Below are 24,941 nucleotides of genomic sequence, written 5' to 3'. Positions count from 1 at the left end.
CCCCAAGCAGACCCGCAAATGGGGCACCTGACAGAAACATGACGTCGCCACCGCCCCCCGGGTTGCCTCGGAAACTATTTGCAAAGTAACCCTGCAACTGCGCTCCGCAGGGAAGCCGCGGTCTACCAGATGATAGACGTGTCGTTTCGTCCCGCTCCACTCGGTTTTCAAGATGACGAAACTCATCCGATATTGGTGACGGAATATCTGTCCGGTTGCTTTATCGCGCCGCCATGACATGCGAAGAGGCTCGAAAGCACCCTGTGTCTCGTCGTGCGTCTGCACGCCTCGCAGACGCCGCTGGACCCCTATCGCGACATCCATCGCGGTATGGGTTTCGGGCTACTTCGCGGCGCGTGCGGGCCTGTCCGTCATTCCGCACGCACCACGGGTGGGGCAGGTGCAGCAGCGCCAACTCATCACCGCGCTCGGATGGGCGCAGAGGGCCCTGCGCCTGCCGACGCTGTAGCCGGCACTATAGTGTGCGCGACGATCCAGTCTTCCACCGTTCGCAACGCGATCGGGGCAATGGTCTCCCTGATCGTGCCGTATTCTGACGGTAGCCCCGTCTGGGCTGTCTGGAACAGATGGTTCAGCCCCGGCAGTTCAAGCACCTTCGCGTCGTGATCGTTTCGCAGGGCAGCCTTGATGGCCACCAGATTGGTGTTCGCTTCCACCTGCATGTCTTTCGATCCACCCAAAGCCAGTACCGGACAGCGCACCTTTTCAAGGTCGGTCCGGGGATCGTAGGCCAGAAACCAGCGGAACCATGGTGACGAAACGACCCTGATCTCGGGCGGCACTGTGTCGGATGGGTGTCCATGCGCGGTGCTGACTGTCTGCCATGCCTTCAGTAACGCAGCGTCGGCCTCCGTCTGGTCCCGTGTGGTTTTGACCGCGTCATAGAGTGCCCCCATCGTTGCCGCCAATCGGTCCACCCGCGCATCAGGCGCGCCTGTTGCCAGTTCAAGCCGACGCTTCTGCTGGAGAAGAAGCTGTTCCCCCGGCTCGCCGGAGCCCGCGAGCATGACGATAAAAGCGACTGCCGGGTCGTGGGCCGCCAGCATGGCGGCAATGTTCGCGCCTTCACTATGGCCCATCAACCCGACGCGGTGCGGGTCGATATCCGCGCGGGAACGCAGGAAGGCAAACCCTGCCGCGGCATCTCCCGCGAAATCCGCCGTGGTCGCCCTGGCCACCTCACCCGTCGATCCCCCGATCTGCCGATCATCGACGCGCAGCACCGCAATGCCTCGCCTTGTCAGCACATCCGCCCAGAGCAGGAACGGCTTATGGTCGAACACTGTCTCGTCCCGGTCCTGCAAGCCCGACCCCGTGATCAGCAGCACTGCCGGAAAAGGGCCGGCCCCTGCTGGCAGGGTCAACGTGCCAGTCAGATGGGCGTGGCCCGCATCATTATCGTAAGCGACTTCCTCGCTCCGATAAGGAAAAGGCGGGCGCGGCGTTTGCGGACGCAGGGCGGCGCGATCGGGGGGCGTTCGGCCGCGCGTCATCGTCAGAGGCAAGGCGCCTGCCCCTTGAGACCATGTTCCGCGCAGGGTCTGGCCATCCGGTGAAAGGGTCGCATCATAGGCCGCCTGCGGAACCGCGAGGCGGATCGTCACCGCACGTCCCTGCTGCGTGACGGCCTGGGCATGCAGGCCCAGCGCGCCCTGGCTCGGACTATCCAGGGTAGCGGCCCACTGCCCGGCCGAACCGGTAACATGCAGAACCAGCGGAAGGCTATGGCCGGGCAACGGCGCCAAGACGCCCGCCCAGTCGCCCGACAGGGTCGGTTCCGGCCCGGCAGCCCATGCCATGGTGGGCATGAAGGACAGCAGGACTGCGGCAAGCAGCCGCACCTTCGCTCCCCGCATCACGGCGCTTTCCCCAGCTTTCATCCGGTGTCGAAGAAATATATCGGTCAGGAGGCACCTTTGAACCTTGCTCGCGAAGAAAAGCAAGGAAGTCCGGACCTGAACGGAAAAACGTTTAGGGACCACGCACGAACCACGAAATCCCTCAACGAAGAAAAGTCTCTTTCCTTCTTTTTCTTTGGAAAAAGATGGGTCTTCCTGGCGAAGTTCAGAATTCTTCGTAACGGGCGGGGTCCTGATCGAAGGTCCGGCCATCGGGCCGTGCCAGCGTTGCGATTTCGGCCATGTCGTCGGCGCTCAGTTCGAAATCGAACAGCGAAAGATTTTCTACCTGCCGGGCGGGGCTGGCAGCCTTGGGCAACGATACGGCGCCAAGCTGCACATGCCAGCGCAGGATCACCTGGGCAGTCGTCCGCTGAACTCTCTCGGCGATCTTCTGGATAACAGGGTCCTTCATCAGGTGGTTGGCGCGGCCGAGCGGGCTCCAGGCCTCGGTCACGATGCCGAGCGACCGGTCGAAGGCCAGTTGTTCATGCTGCGGAAAATAGGGATGCAGTTCGACCTGGTTGACGACCGGGATCACGCCGCTATCCGCGATAATCCGCTTGAGGTGCTCCGGCAGGAAATTGCAGACGCCGATCGAACGCACTAGCCCGCGCCTGCGTGCCTCGACCAGCGCATTCCAGGCTTCGGAGTAGAGGTTCTTGCTGGGGTTCGGCCAGTGGATCAGATAGAGATCGTAGTAATCGAGCTGCGCGCGATAAAGCGATTCTTCGACCGTGGCGATAGCCTCGTCGAAATGGTGGTGCCGGCCCGGCAGTTTCGAAGTAACGATCAGGTCCTGGCGCGGCACGCCGGCCTTGCGGATCGCGGCGCCGACCGCGCCTTCGTTTTCGTAATTGAAGGCGGAATCCAACAGGCGGTACCCGTTGCGAATGGCGGAGACCATTCCCTCGACGCCGGACGAACCATTCAGCTTGTAGGTCCCGAAGCCGATGGCGGGAATGGTGCTGCCGTCGTTCAATTTCAGCTCGGGAACAGCAACCTTGCTCATTCAGAAACTCCTTGCTCGGATCGGTTCATAAGGCGGACGCCACAGGGGCCTTCCAGTCCTAACGGGTAAGCCGAAGCGCCGTTCCCCCTGAACGGGACTTCAGGTGCCTTGACAGAGACACGCTCACCCTGAAGGCATGAGTCATGAACGCTCTCGGTCTTTTCGCTATCCTCACGACGCTGTCCACCCTGTTCAGCATTGTCAACCACCGGACGCTGCGCCTGCCGATGACGATCGGGGTGCTGGCGATCTCGCTGGCCGTATCGCTGGCGATCATGGCCCTGGAAGCGTTGTTTCCGTCCCTCGACCTGCATCTGGTCCCCCGTGCGCTGCTGGGGGCGATCGACCTGCCCCGGACCCTGCTGGACGGCGCGCTGTCGCTGCTGCTGTTCGCGGGTGCGATGCAGGTCGATCTGCACCACATGCTCTCGCGCATCATCTCCGTCACCGCGCTGGCGGTGCTGGGCACGATATTCGCGGTCGGATTGCTGGCCGTGTCCGCATGGTGCGTCTTTCCGCTGGTCGGGGCACCGGTGCCGTTCGTGTGGTGCGTGGTGCTGGGGGCGATCCTGGCGCCGACCGACCCGGTATCGGTGGTCGGTATGCTGCGGCGGCTGGGGCTGCCGGCCCCGTTGCAGGCCATCTTCGCGGGAGAAAGCCTGTTCAACGACGGCGTCGGGGTCGTGATTTTCGGTGTCACGATCGGGCTGGCCACCGGCGAGGTCGCGTCGGTCTCCACGGCCGATATCGCGACCGATTTCCTGCTTCAGGCCGTTGGCGGCGGTCTGCTCGGCGCACTGACGGGCTGGATCGCACTACGTCTCGTCCGGGGCGTGGATGATGCACATATCGCCCTGCTGGCCACGCTCGCCCTGGCCTCCGGCACGTTCGCGCTGGCCAACGCCCTTCATATGTCCGGACCGATCGCCGTGGTCGTGGCCGGCATGAGCCTGGGCACACGCCATGGCCATGCCGCGATACAGGACCACGCGCGCACCGAACTCCTGGCATTCTGGTCGATGGTCGACGAAGTGCTGAACGCCATGCTCTTTCTGCTGATCGGTTTCGAGATCCTGGAGATCACGCCGCGCCTTTCGGCGTTGCTCGCGACCCTGGCTGTCATACCGCTGTCGATCGCGGCGCGCGGACTGAGCGTGCTGTGCGCGACGTTGCCGGTCTATCTGCGCAACCGCGACCGCTGGCGGGCCCTCGCCGTTCTGACATGGGGCGGCCTGCGGGGCGGGATTTCGGTCTCGCTGGCACTCGGGCTGCCGTCCGGTGCGTTGCGCGACACGCTGCTTCCTGTCTGTTACGGTATCGTGGTGTTTACCATTCTCGTGCAGGGGCTGACGATGGAACGCCTGGTCGGGCGGCTGTATCGCCCGGTTCCGGCCGGCACCGACGCGGCCTGAGCCGAATATTCCGTCGGCACGGCCCAGGCGCGCGCGTCGCGCGGGTTGTCCGCTGCAGGCCGGACAGGCTACAGCCAGCAACAGAACGCTATCCTGTTGTTAAAAGAGTATATTTTTATTCCGAAACGAACAGGATGCCCCGCCGGGCCGCATGCCATATCCGGCGGGTGTGTATGCCTGCGCATCGGAGAACGGGATCATGACGAGGGCCATGCAGAGCATCTTCCGCCAGTCAGGGGGCGCACTGCGGCTGGTACTGGCTGTCTCGGGCGCCGTCCTCGCCGGCGGCGTGGCCGGTGCCCGCGCCGACACGGTCCAGGACTGGTGGCATGATGTCACGCTACATGGCCAGATCGAGGGTGGTATCAGCGCCAACCCTGCCCGACCGGCAAACGGCAATAATTTCGGCGCATTCATCGGCGACCATGCCAATCAGGCGCAACTCGACCAGGTCACCCTGACCGTGGCACGGGCGGTGGACCATAGCGCCTCCACCTATCAAATTGGATTCAATATCAAGGCCCTGTACGGCGCCGATGCCCGCTATTACGAGATCGCCGGCATCACGGACCGGATGATGAACGGGCGTTACCAGTTCATCCCCGCCGAAGCCCATCTCGACGTGCACCTGCCCTGGCTCACGCGCCATGGACTGGACATGCAGGCCGGCATCCTGCCCTCGCCGATGGGGATAGAAACGCTGGACCCGGCTACCCGCCCCTTCTACACGCTGGCCTACACCACCCAGTATTCAACGCCATTCGAACATGCCGGGGCGATGTTCCAATGGCATGCCACCGAGCGGTTCGACGTGCTGTTCGGGGTCGATACCGGCAACCAGGTCTCGTTCGGACGCGGCGACGACAACGATGCCGCCGCAGGTTATTTCGGGCTTTCGGGCAACGGTTTCGCGGACGGACGCCTGTCCTTTACCTATCTGGGCCGCGTAGGGCCGGAAAACGCCGTGCGTGCGTTGGGAAACCGGGCCAACAGCGCGCAGCGGTTCTGGAACGACCTCGACATCACCTATAAAATCAATAACCGCCTGTCGGTAACCGGCGAATTCAACGCGATGCATGATGAGGGCATCCGGGCCGATACCTACAGTTTCGTCAGCTTCCTGAGTTATACGGTCACACCGTCGCTGACATTCAATTATCGGGGCGAGATCTATCGCGACAATACAGGGCTGATCGTGACCAGCTTCCTGGACAACAACGCCTATATGCGCGCGACGCTCGGCCGGCCCGCCGATACGCAATCCGCCCCGCCGACGACTTACGGCGCGCTGACGCTGGGCCTGACCTGGCATCCTTTGCTTGGCCATGGTGTCAGCCTGTTCGAAATCCGGCCGGAGATCCGTTTCGATCGCTCGCTCAGCAATACAACCCCGTTCAACGACCTGCGGAATGCCGGCCGATTCACGTTCGGCGGGGATGCCGTGCTCGGCTTCTGACGCGCTCGGCATGGTGGAGAGGAGGACAACCACCCTCCTCTCCTGGCATCCCCCGCCTTCTCAGAGCTGCACGTCTCCCGCGCCTTCCTTCACCTTCGGCGCGTCATCGTCGTTGTCTTTGTCGTGGTCGTCATGGTTACCGTCATCGACCGTGATGGAGCCGATTCCGTTGACCTCCTTGGTCAGGGACGCCGGCTTGCGGGTCAGGTTCACCGCGCCCACGCCACTGAGACGGACGGAAGCGTGCCCGCTGGGCCCGATGCTGACATGCCCGGCACCCGAGATCGCGACATCCGCGTCCCGCACGACCATGTCCGACAGATTGGCCTGCGCCGCCCCCGCGACCTTCAACACCACCATGTCCGCCTTGCCATGCCCCGTCAGGCTGCCCGCACCCTCGACCGTCAGGGACAGGCGATCCACCGCCACATCGTTCAGCGTCAGCACGCCGGCGGAGCGCAGGGTTACCGTCTTCAGGGCCGGGGCAGTCACCACGATCCGGAGATGATGGTCGTGCCAGCGATGGTGCCCGGCATAGTCGAGGGAGAGCACATCGCCATCCAGCTTCACCCGGTCCACGAGAGCGCTGGCTCCAGTCACTGTAATGCCGGCCGTCGGTCCCTGCGTATAGACGATGCTGGCCGGAAGTTCGAACGTCAGCGCTTCGCCGCCCTTCCAGTCCAGCTTGTGCGAGACCGTCGGCGCCGCCGTCGGGCCGCCGTCATCGTCATCCAGCAGGTCCCAACCCGAGACATTCCAGGATAGGGGGCCGCGCACGGCCGCCACGGCGAAGCAGGTCATCGACAGAAACGCGCCGCCGACCGCCACCAGTATAAGTCCACGAATCATGGCTCTCTCCTCGCGCTTATCGGCGCAGTTGGACATGTTCTGTCAGTCGCGCAGCGGCGCATTGCTGCCCCTTGCGATCAGCCGGTAATGGGCCCGCCCGTAGCGGACCAGCAGGTTGACCAATCCGATGGTGAACAGGATGCAGAGGGCCGTCAGCGCGGCCCCGCCGCTCATGACGCCCAGGCTCAGAAGCCCGGCCTGCAACCGGTCGCCGGTGAAGCCGGGCAGATTGGTGATGAACGCAAAAGGCAGCATCAGCCCCCCGCCCAGCGCGGTGACGAGCCCGACCAGCAGGAAGGCGAACAGCGTGCTCACCACGCTGACCAGCACCGGCAGCACGACGAACAGGTCCAGCGCCGCCAACCCGATAATCCCCACGATCACGCCCAGTGCGGCAGCCAGGCTACGCTCGTCCTCCCACCGGCGCAGGCCGGCTTCGGCGCGCAGTTCCCTCGCCAGACGTGCCGGGTCGCCTAGCGAGGCCGCGACATCGGCATCGCTGCGACCGGCCGCGCGCCCGGCATCGAAATGCCCTTCGTAGTCGGCAATGATGTCGTCGATGGCCGATCGCGGCAGCCCCCACAGGCCGCTCCTCAGCCTCCGGAGAAACGAATCCCGCTCATTCATGATGTCTTCTCCAGATCCAGTTCCAGAATGGCGGCGACGGCGCGCGTAAAATCGGTCCAGGCCGCCTTCTGGGCATTGAGGTTTTTTCGGCCGCCTTCGGTCAGGCGATAATATTTTCGCGGGGGGCCGGATGAGGATTCGACCAGGTAAGTGGAAACCAGCCCGTCCTTCTGCATCCGGCGCATCAGGGGGTAGATCGTTCCCTCACCCATATCGATAGCGGCGGACAGACGGCTGGCGATGTCGTAGCCGTATGAGTCCGACCGCGCGAGGAGTGCGAGAACACAGAGTTCCAACACCCCCTTCTTGAACTGGACGAGATTGCTGTCCACGACGCCTCGATCCTTGAAAGGGCTCCGCACCGCACGGAACCTGTCTATGCAAGGTAGCCATCATTGGCCGGTTCCATGCAATAGTTTTCTCTGATGATCGCAGAATTTGGACACAAAAAAAGCCGGACAGGACGGCTGAGTTTGTTACATTAAAACTTAAGAAAAATAGTTTAATATATTGATTTTAAATAATATATACAGCGTATACGTTTAAGATCACACCTGTGCCGCGCGCATCCGTTCCAGCACGCCCTGATCGGTGCGTTCGTAGCGCAGCGGCGTGACCGACACCTTTCCGGACAGAACGGCTGCGGTCTCGGTCCCTTCGTCATCAGTGGTGGAAGACCGGGTCAGGCTCAGCCAGTGATAAGCACCGTTACGCGGATCGGTGCGCGCCGTGATCGAGGCACCACCGAGCAGGCCCGTCCCTTGGCTGGTCAGCACCAGCCCATCCACCTGTTCGGGCGAACGATCCGGGAAGTTTATGTTCAGGCAGGCATCGCGCGCCCAGTCGAGCCGCACCATCTCGCGAATGACGGAAGGCGCCACGGCTCGCGCCGTCGCCCACCGCACCGGCTGATCGCGGGTGAAAAGCTGGCTCAGCGCGATCGAGGGAATGCCCAGCAGCAACCCGGTCATCGCGGCGCCCACCGTTCCCGAAAACACCGTTTCCATCCCCAGGTTGGCGCCGCGATTCACGCCGGACAGGATCAGGTCCGGCGGCTGCTCGGCCATCAGATGCCTCACGCCCATCACCACGCAGTCGCCCGGCGTACCCGTGACGCCATAGCGCCGCTCGCCCCGCTGGCTGACCCGCAGCGGGTCATGCAGACTGAGCGCGTGCGAGGTGCCGCTCTGGTCCCTTTCGGGCGCCACGACCCAGACTTCAGGAGCCAGTGTCGTGGCAATGTCGATCAATGCGCCAAGTCCCGGTGCATCGATACCGTCGTCATTGGTCAGAAGAATTCGCCGCGCGATAAAATCGCCATCCATCATGTCATCATTCCCATCGGCTGCCATCGCTCGCCATCGAGGCGAAGGGCCGGGTTGCCCTGTTCAGGGCTGCGCCTGACACTATGTCCCGAATGACCCATAATGTCTGCCGCCTTTCAAGCGCATGGCCGTAAGGGCAGCGGGAAGGCCCGGCAGGAACTCATGAAGTTTTCATGATGGATATCGCGCTCGCAGTCAGCCTTCCCTATCATTCGGAATGTGAGCAAGACACCACCAATCGCGCTGAACGGCCCATCGATTGCCGACGGAGACGATTTGCGTCGATCCCTTCGGCGTTTCGTCGAGGGACGGTTACGCGATCCGGCGGACAGCGAAGACCTGGTGCAGGAAACCTACCTGCGCCTTCATGTCTATCGGCGCACGCGCAGCGTATCGGACGTGAAGGCATTCTGCTTCGAAGTCGCTCGTAACCTGATCCATGATTACCGACGCCGCCGGCAGGGCGATCCGGTTGTCGAGATTCTGCCTGAGGACGTCGCCTGCCCGCAGCCACGCGCGGATGAAATCATGACGCACAAGCAGCGCGTGGACAGCATGGTCGCCGCCATGTGCGACATGTCCTCTCTGCGCCGGGAAATCTTCATCCGCCAGAAACTGGACGGACATAGCACGCAGGAGATCGCCGAACAGATGGGCCTGAGCCGGGCCTGTGTGGAAAAACATGTCACACGGGCCATCGCCACCCTGCGGGACGCGCTGCACCGAAAGGGTTTCGATACGGGGAATGCGGGATGAGCCCGACATCCGGAAAGCGGTCGGATCTGCCGGACGATCCTGCATTGCATGAAGCCTTGGCACGTGTCGCCCAGATGGGGCGCCTGTCCGACGGGCAGATCCGCGCCATGCGCCAGCAGCGCAGGCGCCGGCTCGGGGCCGCTGGATTAGCGATGGTGGTCTGTGGCGTAGGTCTGTCCACGCTCCTGACCGTCCCAGGCAAGGTGCATTATCAGACGGAACGGGGTCAGCAGCGCGATATCGTTCTGGCCGACGGTTCCGCACTCCACCTGAATGGTGATTCCAGCATTGATGTTCGCCTCGGGCGCTCCCGCCGCAACGTTGCCCTGACGAAAGGCGAAGTCTTTTTCGACATCGTTCATGATCCGAACCGTCCTTTCGAGGTGCAGGTCGGGGACGTGTCGGCGCGGGTGCTGGGCACGGCCTTTGATATCAACATGATGCATCATCATGTCGAACTGGATGTCTATCGGGGCGCGGTTCGCTTCGCGCATGCGCTCTCTCCGACATCCGAAGGTGTCGTGGTCAAGGCAGGCTATCGCGCGTTTTACCACGATGGCGCGGTTGGAACGCCTGACCGCTTCGACCCTGCGGAAGCGGACCGGCGAGAGGGGTGGCTGGATACCCAGGGGATGTGTCTGGGCGACCTGGTGGAGATGCTCAACCGCAGCAAAGGTCCCGTCATCTTGCCTCCAGCGGGCACATTAGCGACAACGCCGCTCTCTGGCCGTTTCAAGCTCGACGATCCGGTGCATCTGCTCCGGGCCATTGGCGACGTCTATCGATTTTCAGTCGTAGAAAACGATCGCAGCCTGCAATTGGTCCCGCGGCACGAGTGACGTCGGTCGAGTCATAAAAAAGAAACATAACACAATAAAAAGCTTCGCAATTTCCTGTGTCCGGTTTGGGAGGCGCATACCGTCTTCCGTTCCGAGGGCCGCATGGATGGCCTGCGGAGACAGATCATGCGTTGCAATAAAGTTCGATTGGCCGTCTTCAGCTTTGCGACGGCACTTGCCACGGTTACGGTTCGGACACCGGCCCTGGCGGAACAGGGTGGACTGCCTGACCGTCAACAGGTCTTTTCCATCCCGCCGGGAGATCTGCGGACGGCCTTGTCCCAGTTTTCCCGGATGACCGGCATTCAGGTCATCGTGTCGCCCGACTCCGTCGCGGGGCGTCACACGAACGGCGTGACTGGAACCTACCGGGCGCGCGAGGCATTGATGCTAATGCTTGGCGGCACGCAACTGACCCCCAGTATCAATGGAGGGATCGTGGCCCTGCGTACTGGACCAGATGTGTTGCCCGCGCGCGATACGGATCGTCATGCGGCGCTGGATCGCCCGAACGGCATCACAGCCAACGCGGGTGAAAACATCGTGGTCTCGGGTTACCGGGCGAGCCTGCGTGCGGCCCAGGACTACAAGCGCAACGCGGTTGGAATGGAGGACGATATCCTGGCGCAGGATATCGCCTCGTTTCCCGACCTGAACCTCGCGGAGTCCTTGCAGCGCATTCCCGGCATCACCATCAACCGTGACAGCGGCGAAGGGCGACAGATCACGCTGCGGGGCCTTGGGCCGGATTTTACCCGCACGCAGTTGAACGGCATGGAAGTTCTGAGCAATACGGCGTCCGGCATGGATAATCGCGGCGGTGTCAGTCGCACGCGCGCGTTCGATTTCAGCCTGTTCGCGTCAGAACTCTTCAATCGCGTATCCGTCCAGAAATCCTATGCGGCGGATCAGGATGAAGGCGGCATTGCAGGCACCGTGCAGCTCTATACCGCCAAGCCGTTCGATTATCCCGGCTCGAAATTCGTCGTTTCAGCGCAAGGACAGAACAATACGAATACCAGCGGTGTCACGCCACGTGTGGTGGCCATGGCATCCGACCGCTGGGGCGATTTCGGTGCGCTGGCGTCCATCGCCTATTCCGAAATTCACAGCAACGAGTATGGATATCGTAACTGGGGATGGAACAAGGTCCAGTACAAGCCCGGCAATATCGGGCCCGATATTTCCCCCGAAACCGCCGCCTTGCTGGAGGGCGGCACGATTTACGCGCCGCAGGCCGAGTCACCCTCAACCTGGTGGACCGACCGCAAGCGATTGGGGGCGACAGCGGCCCTGCAATATCACCATGACCGCTTCAAGGCCGATATCGACCTTCTTTACGGCCGTCTGAGTGACCACCGGGACGATTATGCGATTGCCGCAGCAGGGAGCAACGCCCTGACCGGTACGCCGATCGGTGGAACGCAGGTGATTCAGTCAGCCACGATCGTCGGCAACACGCTGGAAGCCGCGAACTACACCGGTGTCGACCAGCGCAGCGAACACCACATCATCGACAACCATACCGATTTCTATCAAGCGGTGGGAAATTTCAGTTGGCAGGCGACCAACCATCTGAAATTCACGGCACTAGGCGGTTATGAGGAATCCGATTTCCGCCAGCCTGTCTTCGACAAGGTGTTCATGGAGGCCAAGAATCACGCCTTCGGATTCAACAATCTGTCCGTCGAACCATACAATATCTACGGTTTTGATCTGAAAAATCCCGATGCCTGGCAGCTCCAGCGCCTTGATACTCAGGAAAACTCTATTACGAGTCGCTACGCCAACGGCAAGCTGAATGGTATATACAAGCTCGACCAGCATTCGAGCTTTGAAGTGGGAGGCGAATACAAGGACTTCACGAATGGCGGCTATCAGTATAACAACAAGGTCTTCCACAATATTCCAACCGACACGATCATTCCCGACAATCTGAAGGAAACGATACGGCGTAGTAGCCAGATCGATTATATCGTTGGCAAGGTCAACGGCGTATTCGACTATATCGGCGATCCGAGAAACCTTAACGCCAAGTATCTGATGGCCGGAACCGATTATCAGGTCGAGGAAAAGACATGGGCAACCTATGCCCAGTACGACCTCGACACGGAGGTGTTCGGCATGCGCCTGCGGGCCAATGCCGGAGTTCGCTATTACAACACGGACCTGATTTCCACCGGTCATGTCGTGACGACGACCAATGGTGTCAGCCAGTTGACGCCCATCGTGGCAACCGTGAGCCGGCACAGCGTCCTGCCTGCCGCCAACATGGCGTTGAGCGTGACCCGTTCCCTGCTGTTCCGCGCCAGCGTGAACCAGAACGTCAACCGCCCTGCTCTTGCCGACCTGGCCGCCGCCGGCACGCTGACGACCCGTCCGAATGGAGGCACCGTTACCTTCGGCAATCCGTATCTCAAGCCTTACAAGGCGACATCGGTCGAAGGCGGATTCGAATATTACATGCAGAACAAGGGTTTCGCCTCCTTCAGCTTTTTCTACAAGGATATGCAGAGCTTCACGACCACCCAGAACGTGCAGATCCCATACAGCCAGACCGGCCTGCCCATGTCGCTCCTGGTGCAGGGAGAGGATGCCAATACGATTTTCGACGTATCAAAGCCCGTGAACGGCCCAGGTGCCGATATTAAGGGAGTCGAAATCGCCTTTCAGCATGATTTCGACTTCCTGCCCGGATTTCTCAGGCATTTCGGTATCAATATGAACGGGACGTGGTTCGACGGTCATCAGGTAGCGATCATCAATGGTGTCAATCATCGGATCCCGCTACTGAACCTGTCGAAATGGGCTGCAAATGCCACACTGTATTACGATACCGACAAATGGGGTGCCCGTATCTCGACGGCTTACAGAAGCCGTTACCTGACCAGTACCGGCAGCAACGGCAATGTGGGTGACGGCATCCGGGCCACCAATAATGTCGACGCCCAAGCCCATTACAACGTCACTCCCCATGTCCGGGCCGTCATCTCCGCCATCAACATCACCAATCAGCCGATCGAACAGTTTGCCGATCTGACGGCCAATAGAACCGAGGCATACACGACCAACGGGCGCAACTTCACCTTCGGTGTCACGGCGGACTTCTGACCGATTTCCGTAGCCTTACGATGCCGCACCTGTCAGCACATCGAGACCTGCTGACAGGTCGGCGATCAGGTCTTCGGGGTTTTCCAACCCGATATGCAGGCGGAACGCCGGGCCACAATCCGGCGCATCCGGCGCATCCGGCGTGCAGGTACGCACCACGCCACCGGTCGTGGGCAGAACCAGGCTTTCATAGCCGCCCCACGAAGCCCCGATTCCGAACAGGGTCAGGGAGTCGATCATGGCAACCATCGCCTCCTGGCTGTAGTCCGGCCGGAACACCACGCCGAACAGGGCCGAAGCGCCGCTGAAATCGCGTTGCCAGATCTCATGCCCCGGGCAGGATGGCAGGGCCGGATGCAGCACACGCGCGACTTCCGGCCGGTCGGCCAGCCACAGCGCCACGTCTATGGCGCTACGAGACTGGCGTTCCAGCCGGGCGCCCATGGTGCGCAGGCCGCGCAGGGTCAGCCAGCAATCGTCAGGGCCAGCCACCTGCCCAAGCTGGATGCAGGTGTCACGCAACACATGCCAGTCCTGCTCGTCCGCCACCGAAACCGCGCCGATGATGCTGTCCGAATGGCCGGCCGGATATTTGGTCAGCGCCTGCACCGCGATATCGACCCCATGATCGAACGGGCGGAAGATCCCGACACCCCAGGTGTTGTCCAGCATCAGCCGCGCGCCATGCTCATGCGCGACATCGGCGATCATGCGGATATCCTGAACCTCGAACGTATGACTGCCCGGACTCTCGGCTACCACCACCTGGGTATTGGGCCGCATCATCGCCCGCAGCCCCTCGGCATCGGTCAGGGGCGGATAATAGGTGGTTTCCACCCCGAAGCGGCGCAGCACCGTATTGGCGAAACGCCTTGTGGGGCCATAAACCGAGTCCGGAATCAGGCAATGACCGTCCCTGCCCAGGAACGCCAGCAGCGGCGTGGTGCAGGCGGCCAGGCCGGACGATACGATCTGGGTATGGCGCGCGCCCTCGATCGCCGCGATCGCGGCTTCGAGTTCATGCTGGATCGGCGTACCCATGGCGCCATAGATCAGCTCGTGATCATAGCGCCGGGTGCCATTGCGGTTCATGTCCGCCACCGTCGGGAACAGCACCGTCGAGCCGCGGGTGGGCGGCTGGTTGACCAAAGTGCCGCGGGCATCGGGCGGCAGGTCGCGGGCCAAATGAACCAGCAGTGTGCCCATTTCGCGCCACCCGCGCGAAACGGCCTGGTGCAGGGCGTCGCGGTCGGTCACGAAACGGCACTCCGTCCCGGCCCGGTTTCCACCGGTGCGCCAGGTGTCGAGCCCCATTCGGCCCATGAGCCGTCATAGAGCGCATCGCCCGTACGACCGCAGATCGCGAGCCCCAGCGACAGCACCGCCGCCGTCACGCCGGAACCGCAACTGGTGATGACCCGTCGATCCTCGGTCACCCCGGCTTCGGCAAAACGAGCCCGCAGGGCTTCGGGCGGCAGGAAGGCGCGATGATCGTCCAGAAGCATTCCGAACGGCAGGTTGCGCGCGCCCGGCATATGGCCCGACACGACACCAGGCCGGGGCTCCACCACTTCGCCCGCAAAGCGCCCGTGGGCGCGGGCATCGAGAATCAGCCGGTCTCCATGCCGCACATGGTCGCGCATGTCACCCAACCCTGCGACCAGCCTGAAACGTGGCGTCGGACGAAAGGCGACAGCTTGCACCGCCTGTGGCGCGCCTTCATCCACCGGGCCACCGGCACGTTGCCAGGCCGGCAGGCCGCCATCCAGCACCTGCACGCGCTCCAGCCCGAACAGGCGGGCCAGCCACCATCCCCGGGCCGCCGATGCCGCGTTGCCCTGATCGTAGAAGACCACATGAGCGGCGTCCGACACGCCCAGTTCCCCCGCCAGCGTCGCAAAGCGCGCCTGGGTCGGGATCATGTGCGGCAGAGGGGAGCCCGGGTCGGAAAACTGCTCGATATCGAAGCGGCGGGCTCCCGGCAGGCGGGCTTCGACGAAACGCTGTGCCGGATCGAACGTCTCACCCGGCAGCGGCATCGTGGCATCGAGCAGGACGAGGTCCGGCGCAGAGAGGATATCCCGCAGCCGCGCGGGCGAGATCAGGGGATGAATGGACGCATGCATCGATAAGGGCCCCATCACGGTTCCATGCTGTCCGGGGCCCAGACGGAGCGACAGGGCAGCCGCAGCACGGATCGTCCTTAGCTGAGTGGCTCGGTCCCGATCAACCGTCGGTGTCTCGGCGGCCCGCTATGCGGCGCATGCCCTTTACCATCCCGGTGCGGTGCCACATCATCGAACGGGGCCGAATGCGCTCCGGCGTCGCAAACCATGGCGGGAATGAATGACCGAGCGCATCATGATGGGATTGTTGCTGGGCGGGGTGGCCTTCGGGTGCGGCGCCATCCTCTATCCCTTCATGTCGGCGCTGCTGTGGGCGGCGATCCTGACCTTCGCGACATGGCCGATCTACGTGCGCATCCGCCGGAACACCGGGCCGGCGGTCGGCGCCGTCATCATGACGGCGCTGACCACGCTGATCGTCGCCGTGCCGTTGGTGATCGTGGTCAGTTCCAGCATCGCCGACCTTCCTGGCACGTTCGAACGCCTGACCGCCGGGCTGACCTCCGTCCACCTGCCCCCGCCTGCGTGGCTGTCGCGCATTCCCCTGATCGGCCCCGACCTGACAAACAAATGGACCCAGTGGGCGACCGATCTGGGTCATGCCGAACATATGCTGCTGCCTTATGCCGGCAATATCGCGCAATCCATGCTCAGCGGCCTGATGCTGGTGGCCAGCGGCCTGGTCCATCTGGGCATGGCACTGTTCATCGCCTTCTTCTTCTGGCTGGGCGGCGACGCGCTGGGGGCGACATTCACCGCCGTCATCCGGCGCATCGCCGGCGCCTATGCCGACCGCATCATCGGCATCATCGGCCGGACCATCCGCGGGACGGTCTATGGTATCCTGGGCACCGCAATCATCCAGGGCGTGCTGACGGGCCTTGGCTTCGCCATGACCGGCCTGCCGCAACCGGTCCTGTTCGGCATGATCACCGCCGGCGTCGCGGTCCTGCCGGTCGGCGCGCCGCTGATCTGGATTCCGGGGGCGCTGGTCCTGATGCTGACGCATCATCTCTGGCGCGGGATCTGCCTGGTGGCGTTCGGCACCATCATCATTTCCGGGGCGGATCATATCATCCGGCCGATGTTCATCTCGCGCGGCGCGCAACTGCCCTACCTGCTGACGGTCCTGGGCGTGCTGGGCGGAGTCTGGACCTTTGGCGCGCTGGGGATCTTCCTGGGGCCGGTGCTACTGGGCGTCGGCTACACGCTGACGGCCGAATTCGCTGCCAACGTACCGGGTCGGCCGAGAGAAGCCGCCCGGATAGAGGAGACCTTCATCGAACCATGAGCATCACGCACCCCTCCCCGCTGCTGCCCCCGCGTCCCGGGCAAAGTCCGCGCCCGGCCCATATGCCCGCGCCAGTCATCGGGTCGGAACGCAAGATCGTCAGTTGGAACCTGCTGCGCCGTGTCGGCGCCACCCCGCGTGATGTCATTCACCTGATCGAGGAGGAACGGCCGGACCTGCTGCTGATGCAGGAAGCGACCGAGGATTTCGATGCCCTGCCCCACCTGATCGGCGGATATTACGCCCGCGCGCCCCTGCCCGGCCGCATTCACGGCGTCGCATGCTGGAGCCCCGGCCCGTTCCGGCGCCCGCCGCTGGCCTGCACCCTGCCTTCCGGCCCGCTGGTGCGCCGGGTCGCGCAGGTGATCGAATGCGCGGCGTTCGGTTTCTCGGTGGCAAACGTCCATCTGTCGCACGGCCAGATCATGAACCGCCGCCAGTTGCGCCGGCTGGTCCAGATCCTGCCCTCACACGCCGCCGTGCTGGGAGATTTCAATCTGGTCGGCCCGACCCTGATGCCGAGCTTCCGCGATGTCGGCCCCCGCGCGCCCACCCACAGGATGGTCGACATGGTGCCGATCCGGATCGACCGCTGCCTGGTGCGCGGCCTGATCTGCACCCAGGCGCGGGTGCTCAACCATTATGCCTCGGACCACCGGCCCATCGCGGTGCGGCTGGAACGCTCGGCTCACAGATAGGGCAGCAACAGCCGGGCCGCCGCATCGCGCAGGCGGATCGGCAGCGTCCGGCGGTCCAGATCGTAATGGGTCAGGCGATCATGACGGTGCACGACGATGAAATCGTCGATCCGCGCCGCCAGGGCATCGTCATAGGCTTCCAGATTGATTTCGAAATTCAGGCGCAGGCTGCGCACGTCAAGGTTGGAGCTGCCCACGCAGGTCCAGTGCCGGTCCACCACCATCAGCTTGGAATGGTTGAAGGGCGGCCGTGCCTGCCAGACACGACAGCCCGAATCGAGAAAGCGCGGCAGGTTGGCCGCGCGCGCCCAGTCGATCAGCGTGTGGTTGCTGTGTCGCGGCACTACGATATCGACCTCGATCCCGCGCAGGGCCGCCAGCGCCAGCTCACTGAGAAACCGTTCGCTGGGCAGGAAATAGGGTGTCATCAACCGCACCGACTGCCGGGCCAGCGTGATCGCCTGGAGCATGGTGTATTCGATCTTCTCCAGGTCGGAATCCGGCCCCGCCGTCACGATCCGCGCCAGCGTGTCGCCCTTCCATGTGACTTCGGGGAAGAGCGAAAGTGGCAGGTCTTCGCCCCAGGCAAAGGACCAGTCCCGCGCGAAGGCTTCGGTCAGTTGATGGACGACCGGGCCTTCCAGCCGGAAATGCGTATCCGCCACCGGGTGGCGGGGATGAGTCGCCATCAGATTCTCTACTCCGATGTTCAGCCCGCCCATGAAGCCCAGATGCCCATCGACCACCAAAATCTTCTTATGGTTGCGCATATTGATGAAGGGCATGCGCCACGGCAGCATCGAATGCATGAAGCGCGCCACCGGCACCCCCTCCCGGCGCAGCGCGGCCGCGACGGGGCAGCGGAAATAGCCGCTGCCGATCCCGTCCACCAGCACCCGCACCGCGACGCCACGCCGATGGGCGCCGATCAGCGCGGCCAGGAACCGCGCACCGGCCGCATCGCCGCGAAAGATGTAGGAACAGAGCAGCACGCTGCTGGTGGCGCCTTCGATCGCCGCCAGCATCTGTGGATAGACCTCGTCCCCGTTATGCAGCATCTCGACATGGTTGCCGCCCATCAGCGGTCGCCCGGTCAGCTTGCCCACCATATGCGCCAGCGGGGCGAAGCTGCCCTCTTCGGCGCGCTTCCAGCGGGAGGAGAGCGTGCGGCTGTGCCAGGAGGCCCGCCCGATCAGCTTGCGCGCCCGACGATGGACGCGATTGATGCCGAACATCGCGTACAATGTGCCGCCGGTGAACGGCATCAGGATGGTAATGCCGATCCACCCGATCGCGGCGCCGACATCCTTCTTGTGCAGCAGCACATGCACCGTCACCAGGGCCGCAACCGCAATCCGGGATAGAAACACCAGCAGAAGAACGGTTTGCCAGTACACGATCAGCATGCGTCAGTTCGATCCATGATGATGGGCGGCGGCGTTGTCGAATCGGGCGCTGCGGGGCACAGTTCAAGCCGACGCGGAGAGAGGGTCAGGACGATTGATGGTGCAGCCGGAATGGGGCAAGGATCAACTCTCGGCCGGCTTGCGTACCCGAAGGCAGGTCCGCGGCGCGGCATCGCATGTACGCGGCCTGCAAGCCGAACAGGCTGCCATGGCCTGGCTGCTGAAGGGCGGGTGGACGATCCTGGGCCATCGGGCCCGCACGCGTTGGGGAGAGATCGACCTGGTCGCCCGTCAGGACGACCTGCTGGCCTTTTGCGAGGTCAAATGCCGCCCCTCTTACGTCGAGGCGGCGGAAAGCCTGACCCGTCATCAGATGCGCCGACTGGCGAACGCGGCCACGGCATTGTGCGCCGCGCATCCCGACTGGGTGTGCGGACAGATGCGTTTCGATGTCCTGCTGGTCACCGCCGACGGAACTGTACACCACATCGTCGACGCCTTCAGGCCGGAAGCATAGGCGCCCCGGCCATCCGCGACGGATGGGCGTAGCCCGGATCAGGTACGCTGACGCCCTTTATGGGCCGGACGCCGGACAGAGGCTGCGGCATGGGGATGATAGACAACATTATGAACCAGGCCGCGCGAGCGGACGGTTGCATGAGCCGAATGGCGGTCGCTGATCGAGGCCACATGCACAACACGCGCATCATGGCGATAGGCGACATGCCGCACCGGCGCGGGGATCGCGGTCAGGGCATCCAGAGTCAGCCGCCCGGCTTCATCATTCGTCACCACATGGGCCTGTGCGGCATGAGGGGGGGCAACAAGCAGGAACATTCCAGCTCCGAATGCGCCGAACGCGGTTTTCCTGAATAGAGCCTGGAACATCCATCACCTCACACCAACCATATCAGGAAAAGCTAAACGAAAGGCGGGGTGGACGACAAGGGAAAGGGCACGGTTCCACTATAAAAAACGGGCTGGTCACACCGACCGGCCCGTTCTTCAGATCGCGATGAACGAAGGGATCAGGCCGAGGCCGATACGATCCCCTTTTCCTCGAACAGCTTTTCCAGTTCGCCGGTCTGGAACATTTCGGTCACGATATCGCAGCCACCGACGAATTCGCCCTTCACATAAAGCTGCGGCACCGTCGGCCAGTTCGTGAAATCCTTGATTCCCTGGCGCAGTTCCGGGTCTTCCAGCACATTGGCGGTCTGGAACGGAACCCCGGTATGGTTCAGGATCTGCACCACGCGGGCCGAGAAGCCGCATTGCGGGAACAGGGCGGTCCCTTTCATGTACAGCATGACCGGGTTGGTATCGATATCGTTCTGGATGCGCTGCGCGATGGTTTCAGCCATATTGTTCAGTCCTGTGCAGTAGGCGGCCGGGGGCGACCGCGCAATGGGGGCGCTTGTTTCAGTCCGGCGCGGTGGTTTGCAGGGCCAGGGCATGCAGTTTGCCACCCATATGCCCTTGAAGCGCCGCATAGACGATCTGATGCTGGCGAACGCGCGACAGCCCTCGGAAGGACTCGCTGACGACGGTGCAAGCATAATGATCGCCGTCCCCTGCCAGGTCTTCGATACTGATCGAAGCATCCGGCAGGGCGGTGCGGATATAGGTTTCAATCTCCTGTGCCGTCATTGCCATCGGCGTTCCTCCTTCGCGACCAGGTCGCTCAATCGTCCATCAGGGCGGGGAAAAATGCCGAATTGACCGCTTTCATCCGCGCCTTCGATATTGTGGCGCCGCTGGGCAAAGTCAAACCGTCTCCCCCCACCTGGCCGAGGGTCCGTGTTTCCACACCGGCCGATGTCGCGGCAACGGTAAAGGCCTCGGCGTCGCGCACCGCCACAACATATCGTGACTGGTCTTCGCCGAACCAGAACGCCTCGGGCCGCATGCCCGATTGCGGCGCCGAGAGGATGCACCCGGCCTCACCCACCATGGCCATCTCGGCCAGTGCGACCAGAATGCCGCCGTCCGACACGTCATGGCACGCCAGGACATGACCGGCTTCGATCTGCTGGCGGACGAAATCGCCGTTCCGGCGTTCCGCTGCCAGATCCATCGTCGGCGGGGCACCGTCTTCGCGCCCATGGATCTCGCGCAGCCACAGCGACTGGCCGAGTTCACCACGGGTGGCACCCACCAGCACCAGCGTGCCTTCAGCCGGCATGGCCAGGCCGATGGCACGGTTCACATCCTCCAGCACGCCCAGGCCACCGATGGCCGGCGTCGGCAGGATCGAGACCGACGAACCGTCGGGCGCGCGGGTTTCGTTGTAAAGCGAGACATTGCCGCTCACGACCGGGAAATCCAGCACACGACACGCCTCGCCCATGCCTTCGATGGCGGCGACGAACTGCCCCATCACCTCGGGCTTTTCCGGCGAACCGAAATTCAGGTTGTCGGTCACGGCCAGCGGACGCGCACCGGTCGCCACGATGTTGCGCCACGCCTCGGCCACCGCCTGCGCCCCGCCCTGCCGGGCATCCGCCCGGCAATAGCGCGGCGTGCAGTCCGTGGTCAGCGCCAGACCCAGCGACGTGCCCTCGACCTTGACGATCGCGGCGTCGGCGGCACCCGGCCGCTTGACGGTCTGGCCACCCACGGTGCTGTCGTACTGGTTCCACACCCAGGCGCGGGAGGCCAGGTCCGGGCAGCCGATCAGCCGGATGAGCGCCTGCTCGATCCCGACCGGGTCGGTAATCTGGCCCAGCGGCGCGGGCTCGGGCGACGGCGCGGTCGGGCGACGATAGAGCGGCGCCTGGTCGGCCAGTGGGTCCAGCGGGATATCGGCTTCGACGCGCCCCTGATGGCGCACGACGATATGGCCGGTATCGGTCAGATGGCCGATGATCGCGAAATCCAGTTCCCACTTCTCGAAGATCGCGCGGGCGAGTTCCGTCTTGTCCGGATGCACGACGATCAGCATGCGCTCCTGGCTTTCGGAGAGCATCATCTCGTAGGCGGTCATCCCGCGCTCGCGCTGCGGCACGGCGTCGAGGTCGAGGTCGATCCCCACGCCGCCCTTGCCCGCCATCTCGACCGAGGACGAGGTCAGGCCGGCCGCGCCCATGTCCTGAATCGCAACGATCGCGTCGGTGGCCATCAGTTCCAGGCACGCCTCGATCAGCAGCTTTTCCACGAACGGGTCGCCGACCTGCACGGTCGGGCGCTTGGCCAGCGCGTCCTCGTCGAACTCGGACGACGACATGGTGGCGCCATGGATACCGTCACGCCCGGTCTTGGAGCCGACATAGACCACCGGATTGCCGATTCCGGCGGCGGCGGAGAGGAAGATGCGATCCTGGCGGGCAATGCCCACCGTCATGGCATTGACTAGCGGATTGCCGTCATAGGCCGGATGGAAATTGATTTCCCCGCCCACGGTCGGCACGCCGACGCAGTTGCCGTATCCGCCGATGCCACGCACCACGCCATCGACGATGCGGCGGGTCTGCGGGTTTTCCGGACTGCCGAACCGCAGCGCATTGAGATTGGCTACCGGACGCGCGCCCATAGTGAATACGTCGCGCAGGATTCCGCCCACACCGGTCGCAGCACCCTGATAGGGCTCGATGAACGACGGATGGTTATGGCTTTCCATCTTGAAGATGGCGGCCAGTCCCTGCCCGATATCGACCACGCCCGCATTCTCGCCAGGGCCATGGATCACCCACGGTGCCGTCGTCGGTAGCGTACGCAGCCACACGCGCGAGGATTTATAGGAACAATGTTCCGACCACATGACGGAAAAGATGCCCAGTTCGGTCAGGCTGGGCGTGCGCCCCATGATCGAGAGCACATTGCCGTATTCTTCGGCCGTCAGCCCGAATTCCCGTGCCAGGGCTTCGTCGACGGGCTTCTGCCCCGTTGCGCTGCTCATCGGACCAGAGCCTCCACCAGCCCTTCGAACAGGGGCTTTCCATCTTCGCCGCCCATCAGCGGGTCCACCAGATCCTCGGGGTGCGGCATCATGCCGCAGATACGCAGATTGGCACTGAGCACGCCGGCAATTGCCTTGATGCTGCCATTGGGATTGGTCTGCGCATCGCTCTCATCGATGCGACCGTCGGGTCGCGCGTAGCGGAATGCGACGCGGCCGCTGTCTTCCAACTCGCGGATCGTCGCGTCGTCGGCGATATAGTTGCCATCGCCATGCGCCATGGGGGCGCGGAACACGTCGCCCGTCTTCCAGCGACGGGTAAAGGGCGTATCATCACGCTCGACCCGCAGATGGCAATCCTGCGACAGGAAGCGCAGCGCGCCATTGCGCAGCAGCGCTCCCGGCAGCAGACCGGCTTCCGTCAGGATCTGAAAGCCGTTGCACACACCCAGAATATGGCCGCCAGCCTCGGCAAAGCGGCGGATCGGGGCCATGATCGGCGCATGCGCGGCCATGGCGCCGCAGCGCAGGTAATCGCCGTAGCTGAACCCGCCGGGCAGCACCACGAGATCAAGGTCCGGCAGATCGGTTTCGCCATGCCAGATCATCACCGGCTCGCGTCCGGTCACGACCCTCAGCGCGATCGCCATGTCACGTTCCCGGTTCGTGCCCGGAAAGACGACGATTCCGGCCTTCATTTGCCGCCACCGCAGGGATAGGCCTCATGAAGGGCGGTAAAGGTCAGTTCTCCGACAGGCTTGGACAACTGGTCGGTATGGCCACGCAGCCAGGAGACGACATGCCCGCGCATCTCGGCGCTGGTTACGCCAGCCTTGATGCAGAAGCCGGTCGGCGCGGTCTTGTCGCCTTCGTTGCGGTCATAGACATGCGTCAGAGCAACAGAGTCGGCCAGGCCGGAGAGGTAGGCATCGCAGATCGCAACGCTGGGGGCGCGGCTGCACAGTTCCAGGAACCGCCCACCCTGCAAATTCGAGACGCGCTGGGCCATGGCCGACGCCGGCAGGCCAGCCGCCAGGGCGGCGACCAGCAGAATGGAACGACGGGCGCTCATGCCACCACCTCGGTCACAAAATCCTCGATCACCAGATTGGCCAGCAGGCCGCGCGCCATGGCATCGGCTTTCTCGCGCGCCGCGGCGGGGTCGGTCTCGTCCAGTTCCAGTTCGATCACGCGGCCGATCCTGACCTCGCCCACACCACCGAAGCCCAGCACATGCAGCGCATGGCCCACGGCCTTGCCCTGCGGGTCCAGCACGCCGTCCTTCAGCATGACCGTCACGCGTACTTTCATTGCATCACCTCCGGCCCCTTCATGTCGGAATTCGTGGCCTCGGGCAGGATGCCGAGCCGCCAGGCCACTTCCTGATATGCTTCCTCGACACGGCCCAGGTCGCGCCGGAAGCGGTCCTTGTCCAGCTTCTCGCTGGTCTTCGCGTCCCACAGACGGCAATTGTCGGGCGAGATTTCGTCCGCCAGGACGATGCGCATCTCGTCGCCTTCCCACAGCCGGCCGAACTCGAGCTTGAAATCGACCAGCGTGATCCCGATGCCGACGAACAGCCCGGTCAGGAAATCGTTGGTGCGCATGGTCAGCGCAACCATGTCGTCCAGATCATGAACACTGGCCCAGTCGAAGGCCGTGATATGCTCTTCGCTGACCATCGGGTCGTTCAGGCTGTCGTTCTTGTAGTAATATTCGATGATCGTGCGCGGCAGGCGCGTGCCCTCGGGAATGCCCAGCCGCTTGGCCAGGCTGCCGGCGGCGACGTTGCGCACCACGACTTCCAGCGGAATGATCTCGACTTCACGAATCAACTGCTCGCGCATGTTCAGGCGGCGGATGAAATGGGTCGGAATGCCGATATCGTGCAGGCGCATCATCAGATGCTCGCTGATACGGTTGTTCAGCACGCCCTTGCCGGTGATGATCCCCTTCTTCGCCCCGTTTCCGGCCGTGGCATCATCCTTAAAATACTGGACCAGCGTCCCAGGTTCCGGACCCTCGAAGAGGATCTTGGCTTTTCCTTCGTAGAGCTGACGACGGCGGGCCATACTCGTCCTTACATGCGGCTGATGGAGGGCATGGGCTGCATGTCCTCCGATATGGGAGCCCCGTGAGGCCCCCGGAATGCGACTGCCTCATAGCAATGATTGGTCGCGGAAGATACTATTCCCTTGACGGCACGCCATGACGGT

The 24,941-nt window shown here is 63.3% G+C and carries 25 protein-coding genes; 8 read left to right on the top strand and 17 right to left on the bottom strand.

Translation table 11 applies throughout. The features are described 5' to 3' along the window. Window positions 1-419: 419 nt before the first annotated feature. Together C7453_RS14955 and C7453_RS14950 are read right to left on the bottom strand one after the other, a co-directional pair. Entirely contained in the window at window positions 420-1,877 is a 1,458-nt protein-coding gene (locus C7453_RS14955) for an alpha/beta hydrolase family protein (RefSeq protein ID WP_211311080.1), read from the bottom strand. Window positions 1,878-2,085: 208 nt separating this feature from the next. After that, window positions 2,086-2,931, bottom strand: a complete 846-nt coding sequence (locus C7453_RS14950) for an aldo/keto reductase (RefSeq protein WP_114728402.1) — start codon at window positions 2,929-2,931, stop codon at window positions 2,086-2,088. 143 nt (window positions 2,932-3,074) lie between these two features. On the opposite strand from C7453_RS14950, the gene C7453_RS14945 reads away from it, so the two are divergent. Both C7453_RS14945 and C7453_RS14940 read left to right on the top strand, forming a co-directional pair. Beyond that, window positions 3,075-4,343 (top strand): cation:proton antiporter, encoded by a 1,269-nt coding sequence (locus tag C7453_RS14945; protein ID WP_114728400.1) that lies wholly within the window; start codon window positions 3,075-3,077, stop codon window positions 4,341-4,343. Between the two features lie 199 nt (window positions 4,344-4,542). Continuing rightward, entirely contained in the window at window positions 4,543-5,799 is a 1,257-nt protein-coding gene (locus C7453_RS14940; protein ID WP_245949066.1) for an outer membrane beta-barrel protein, read from the top strand. A 60-nt stretch (window positions 5,800-5,859) separates the two neighbouring features. On the opposite strand, the gene C7453_RS14935 is transcribed toward C7453_RS14940, so the two are convergent. The 4 genes from C7453_RS14935 to surE form a co-directional block, all read right to left on the bottom strand. Continuing rightward, window positions 5,860-6,648 (bottom strand): GIN domain-containing protein, encoded by a 789-nt coding sequence (locus C7453_RS14935; RefSeq protein ID WP_114728398.1) that lies wholly within the window; start codon window positions 6,646-6,648, stop codon window positions 5,860-5,862. 42 nt (window positions 6,649-6,690) lie between these two features. After that, entirely contained in the window at window positions 6,691-7,275 is a 585-nt protein-coding gene (locus C7453_RS14930) for a DUF1700 domain-containing protein (RefSeq protein ID WP_114728396.1), read from the bottom strand. Next, the gene (locus tag C7453_RS14925) at window positions 7,272-7,607 is read right to left on the bottom strand and encodes a PadR family transcriptional regulator (protein ID WP_114728394.1); all 336 of its coding nucleotides are present in this window, start codon (window positions 7,605-7,607) and stop codon (window positions 7,272-7,274) included. The genes C7453_RS14930 and C7453_RS14925 overlap by 4 nt, the downstream gene beginning before the upstream one ends. 216 nt (window positions 7,608-7,823) lie before the next feature. Then, window positions 7,824-8,603: a 5'/3'-nucleotidase SurE gene (surE, locus tag C7453_RS14920; RefSeq protein ID WP_114728449.1), complete on the bottom strand. Its 780-nt coding sequence runs from the start codon at window positions 8,601-8,603 to the stop codon at window positions 7,824-7,826. Window positions 8,604-8,876: 273 nt separating this feature from the next. On the opposite strand from surE, the gene C7453_RS14915 reads away from it, so the two are divergent. From C7453_RS14915 to C7453_RS14905, 3 genes are all read left to right on the top strand, one after another. Next, on the top strand, window positions 8,877-9,356 hold the full coding sequence (locus C7453_RS14915; RefSeq protein ID WP_170143240.1) for an RNA polymerase sigma factor: 480 nt from the start codon (window positions 8,877-8,879) through the stop codon (window positions 9,354-9,356). After that, window positions 9,353-10,195: a FecR family protein gene (locus C7453_RS14910; RefSeq protein WP_114728390.1), complete on the top strand. Its 843-nt coding sequence runs from the start codon at window positions 9,353-9,355 to the stop codon at window positions 10,193-10,195. The genes C7453_RS14915 and C7453_RS14910 overlap by 4 nt, the downstream gene beginning before the upstream one ends. Before the next feature lie 276 nt (window positions 10,196-10,471). Then, window positions 10,472-13,306 carry a TonB-dependent receptor gene (locus C7453_RS14905; protein WP_211311079.1) on the top strand — a complete coding sequence of 945 codons (2,835 nt, stop codon included), beginning with the start codon at window positions 10,472-10,474 and terminating at the stop codon, window positions 13,304-13,306. Window positions 13,307-13,321: 15 nt separating this feature from the next. Here the strand turns inward: C7453_RS14905 and metC are convergent, their stop codons facing one another. After that, window positions 13,322-14,512: a cystathionine beta-lyase gene (gene metC / locus C7453_RS14900; RefSeq protein ID WP_245949070.1), complete on the bottom strand. Its 1,191-nt coding sequence runs from the start codon at window positions 14,510-14,512 to the stop codon at window positions 13,322-13,324. A gap of 47 nt (window positions 14,513-14,559) precedes the next feature. Beyond that, on the bottom strand, window positions 14,560-15,432 hold the full coding sequence (locus tag C7453_RS14895) for a sulfurtransferase (RefSeq protein WP_114728386.1): 873 nt from the start codon (window positions 15,430-15,432) through the stop codon (window positions 14,560-14,562). Between the two features lie 220 nt (window positions 15,433-15,652). Between C7453_RS14895 and C7453_RS14890 the strand changes: the two genes are divergently transcribed. After that, on the top strand, window positions 15,653-16,723 hold the full coding sequence (locus C7453_RS14890) for an AI-2E family transporter (RefSeq protein WP_114728384.1): 1,071 nt from the start codon (window positions 15,653-15,655) through the stop codon (window positions 16,721-16,723). Window positions 16,724-16,785: 62 nt separating this feature from the next. Continuing rightward, entirely contained in the window at window positions 16,786-17,421 is a 636-nt protein-coding gene (locus C7453_RS14885; protein WP_245949069.1) for an endonuclease/exonuclease/phosphatase family protein, read from the top strand. Here C7453_RS14885 and cls read toward each other — a convergent pair. After that, complete coding sequence (cls, locus tag C7453_RS14880; RefSeq protein ID WP_114728380.1) at window positions 17,412-18,827, bottom strand: cardiolipin synthase; 1,416 nt, start codon at window positions 18,825-18,827, stop codon at window positions 17,412-17,414. The two genes, C7453_RS14885 and cls, sit on opposite strands and share 10 nt — an antisense overlap. Before the next feature lie 97 nt (window positions 18,828-18,924). Between cls and C7453_RS14875 the strand changes: the two genes are divergently transcribed. After that, entirely contained in the window at window positions 18,925-19,344 is a 420-nt protein-coding gene (locus C7453_RS14875) for a YraN family protein (RefSeq protein ID WP_114728378.1), read from the top strand. 38 nt (window positions 19,345-19,382) lie between these two features. On the opposite strand, the gene C7453_RS14870 is transcribed toward C7453_RS14875, so the two are convergent. The 8 genes from C7453_RS14870 to purC form a co-directional block, all read right to left on the bottom strand. Beyond that, entirely contained in the window at window positions 19,383-19,664 is a 282-nt protein-coding gene (locus C7453_RS14870; protein ID WP_114728376.1) for a hypothetical protein, read from the bottom strand. 191 nt (window positions 19,665-19,855) lie between these two features. Continuing rightward, on the bottom strand, window positions 19,856-20,191 hold the full coding sequence (gene grxD, locus C7453_RS14865; protein WP_114728374.1) for a Grx4 family monothiol glutaredoxin: 336 nt from the start codon (window positions 20,189-20,191) through the stop codon (window positions 19,856-19,858). A gap of 58 nt (window positions 20,192-20,249) precedes the next feature. Beyond that, window positions 20,250-20,483, bottom strand: a complete 234-nt coding sequence (locus tag C7453_RS14860; RefSeq protein WP_114728372.1) for a BolA family protein — start codon at window positions 20,481-20,483, stop codon at window positions 20,250-20,252. A gap of 28 nt (window positions 20,484-20,511) precedes the next feature. Continuing rightward, complete coding sequence (purL, locus tag C7453_RS14855; protein ID WP_114728370.1) at window positions 20,512-22,725, bottom strand: phosphoribosylformylglycinamidine synthase subunit PurL; 2,214 nt, start codon at window positions 22,723-22,725, stop codon at window positions 20,512-20,514. Beyond that, window positions 22,722-23,423, bottom strand: a complete 702-nt coding sequence (gene purQ / locus C7453_RS14850; RefSeq protein ID WP_114728368.1) for a phosphoribosylformylglycinamidine synthase subunit PurQ — start codon at window positions 23,421-23,423, stop codon at window positions 22,722-22,724. The genes purL and purQ overlap by 4 nt, the downstream gene beginning before the upstream one ends. Further along, entirely contained in the window at window positions 23,420-23,797 is a 378-nt protein-coding gene (locus tag C7453_RS14845; protein ID WP_114728366.1) for a Rap1a/Tai family immunity protein, read from the bottom strand. Before C7453_RS14845 ends, purQ begins: the two co-directional genes overlap by 4 nt. Then, complete coding sequence (purS, locus tag C7453_RS14840; RefSeq protein WP_114728364.1) at window positions 23,794-24,036, bottom strand: phosphoribosylformylglycinamidine synthase subunit PurS; 243 nt, start codon at window positions 24,034-24,036, stop codon at window positions 23,794-23,796. Before purS ends, C7453_RS14845 begins: the two co-directional genes overlap by 4 nt. Then, window positions 24,033-24,797 carry a phosphoribosylaminoimidazolesuccinocarboxamide synthase gene (gene purC, locus C7453_RS14835; RefSeq protein WP_114728362.1) on the bottom strand — a complete coding sequence of 255 codons (765 nt, stop codon included), beginning with the start codon at window positions 24,795-24,797 and terminating at the stop codon, window positions 24,033-24,035. Before purC ends, purS begins: the two co-directional genes overlap by 4 nt. Window positions 24,798-24,941: the final 144 nt, after the last annotated feature.

Source organism: Gluconacetobacter liquefaciens, from assembly GCF_003350405.1.
GTDB lineage: Bacteria > Pseudomonadota > Alphaproteobacteria > Acetobacterales > Acetobacteraceae > Gluconacetobacter > Gluconacetobacter liquefaciens.
Note: the sequence above shows the minus strand (reverse complement) of the source record. Positions and strands in the feature narration are given on the sequence as shown.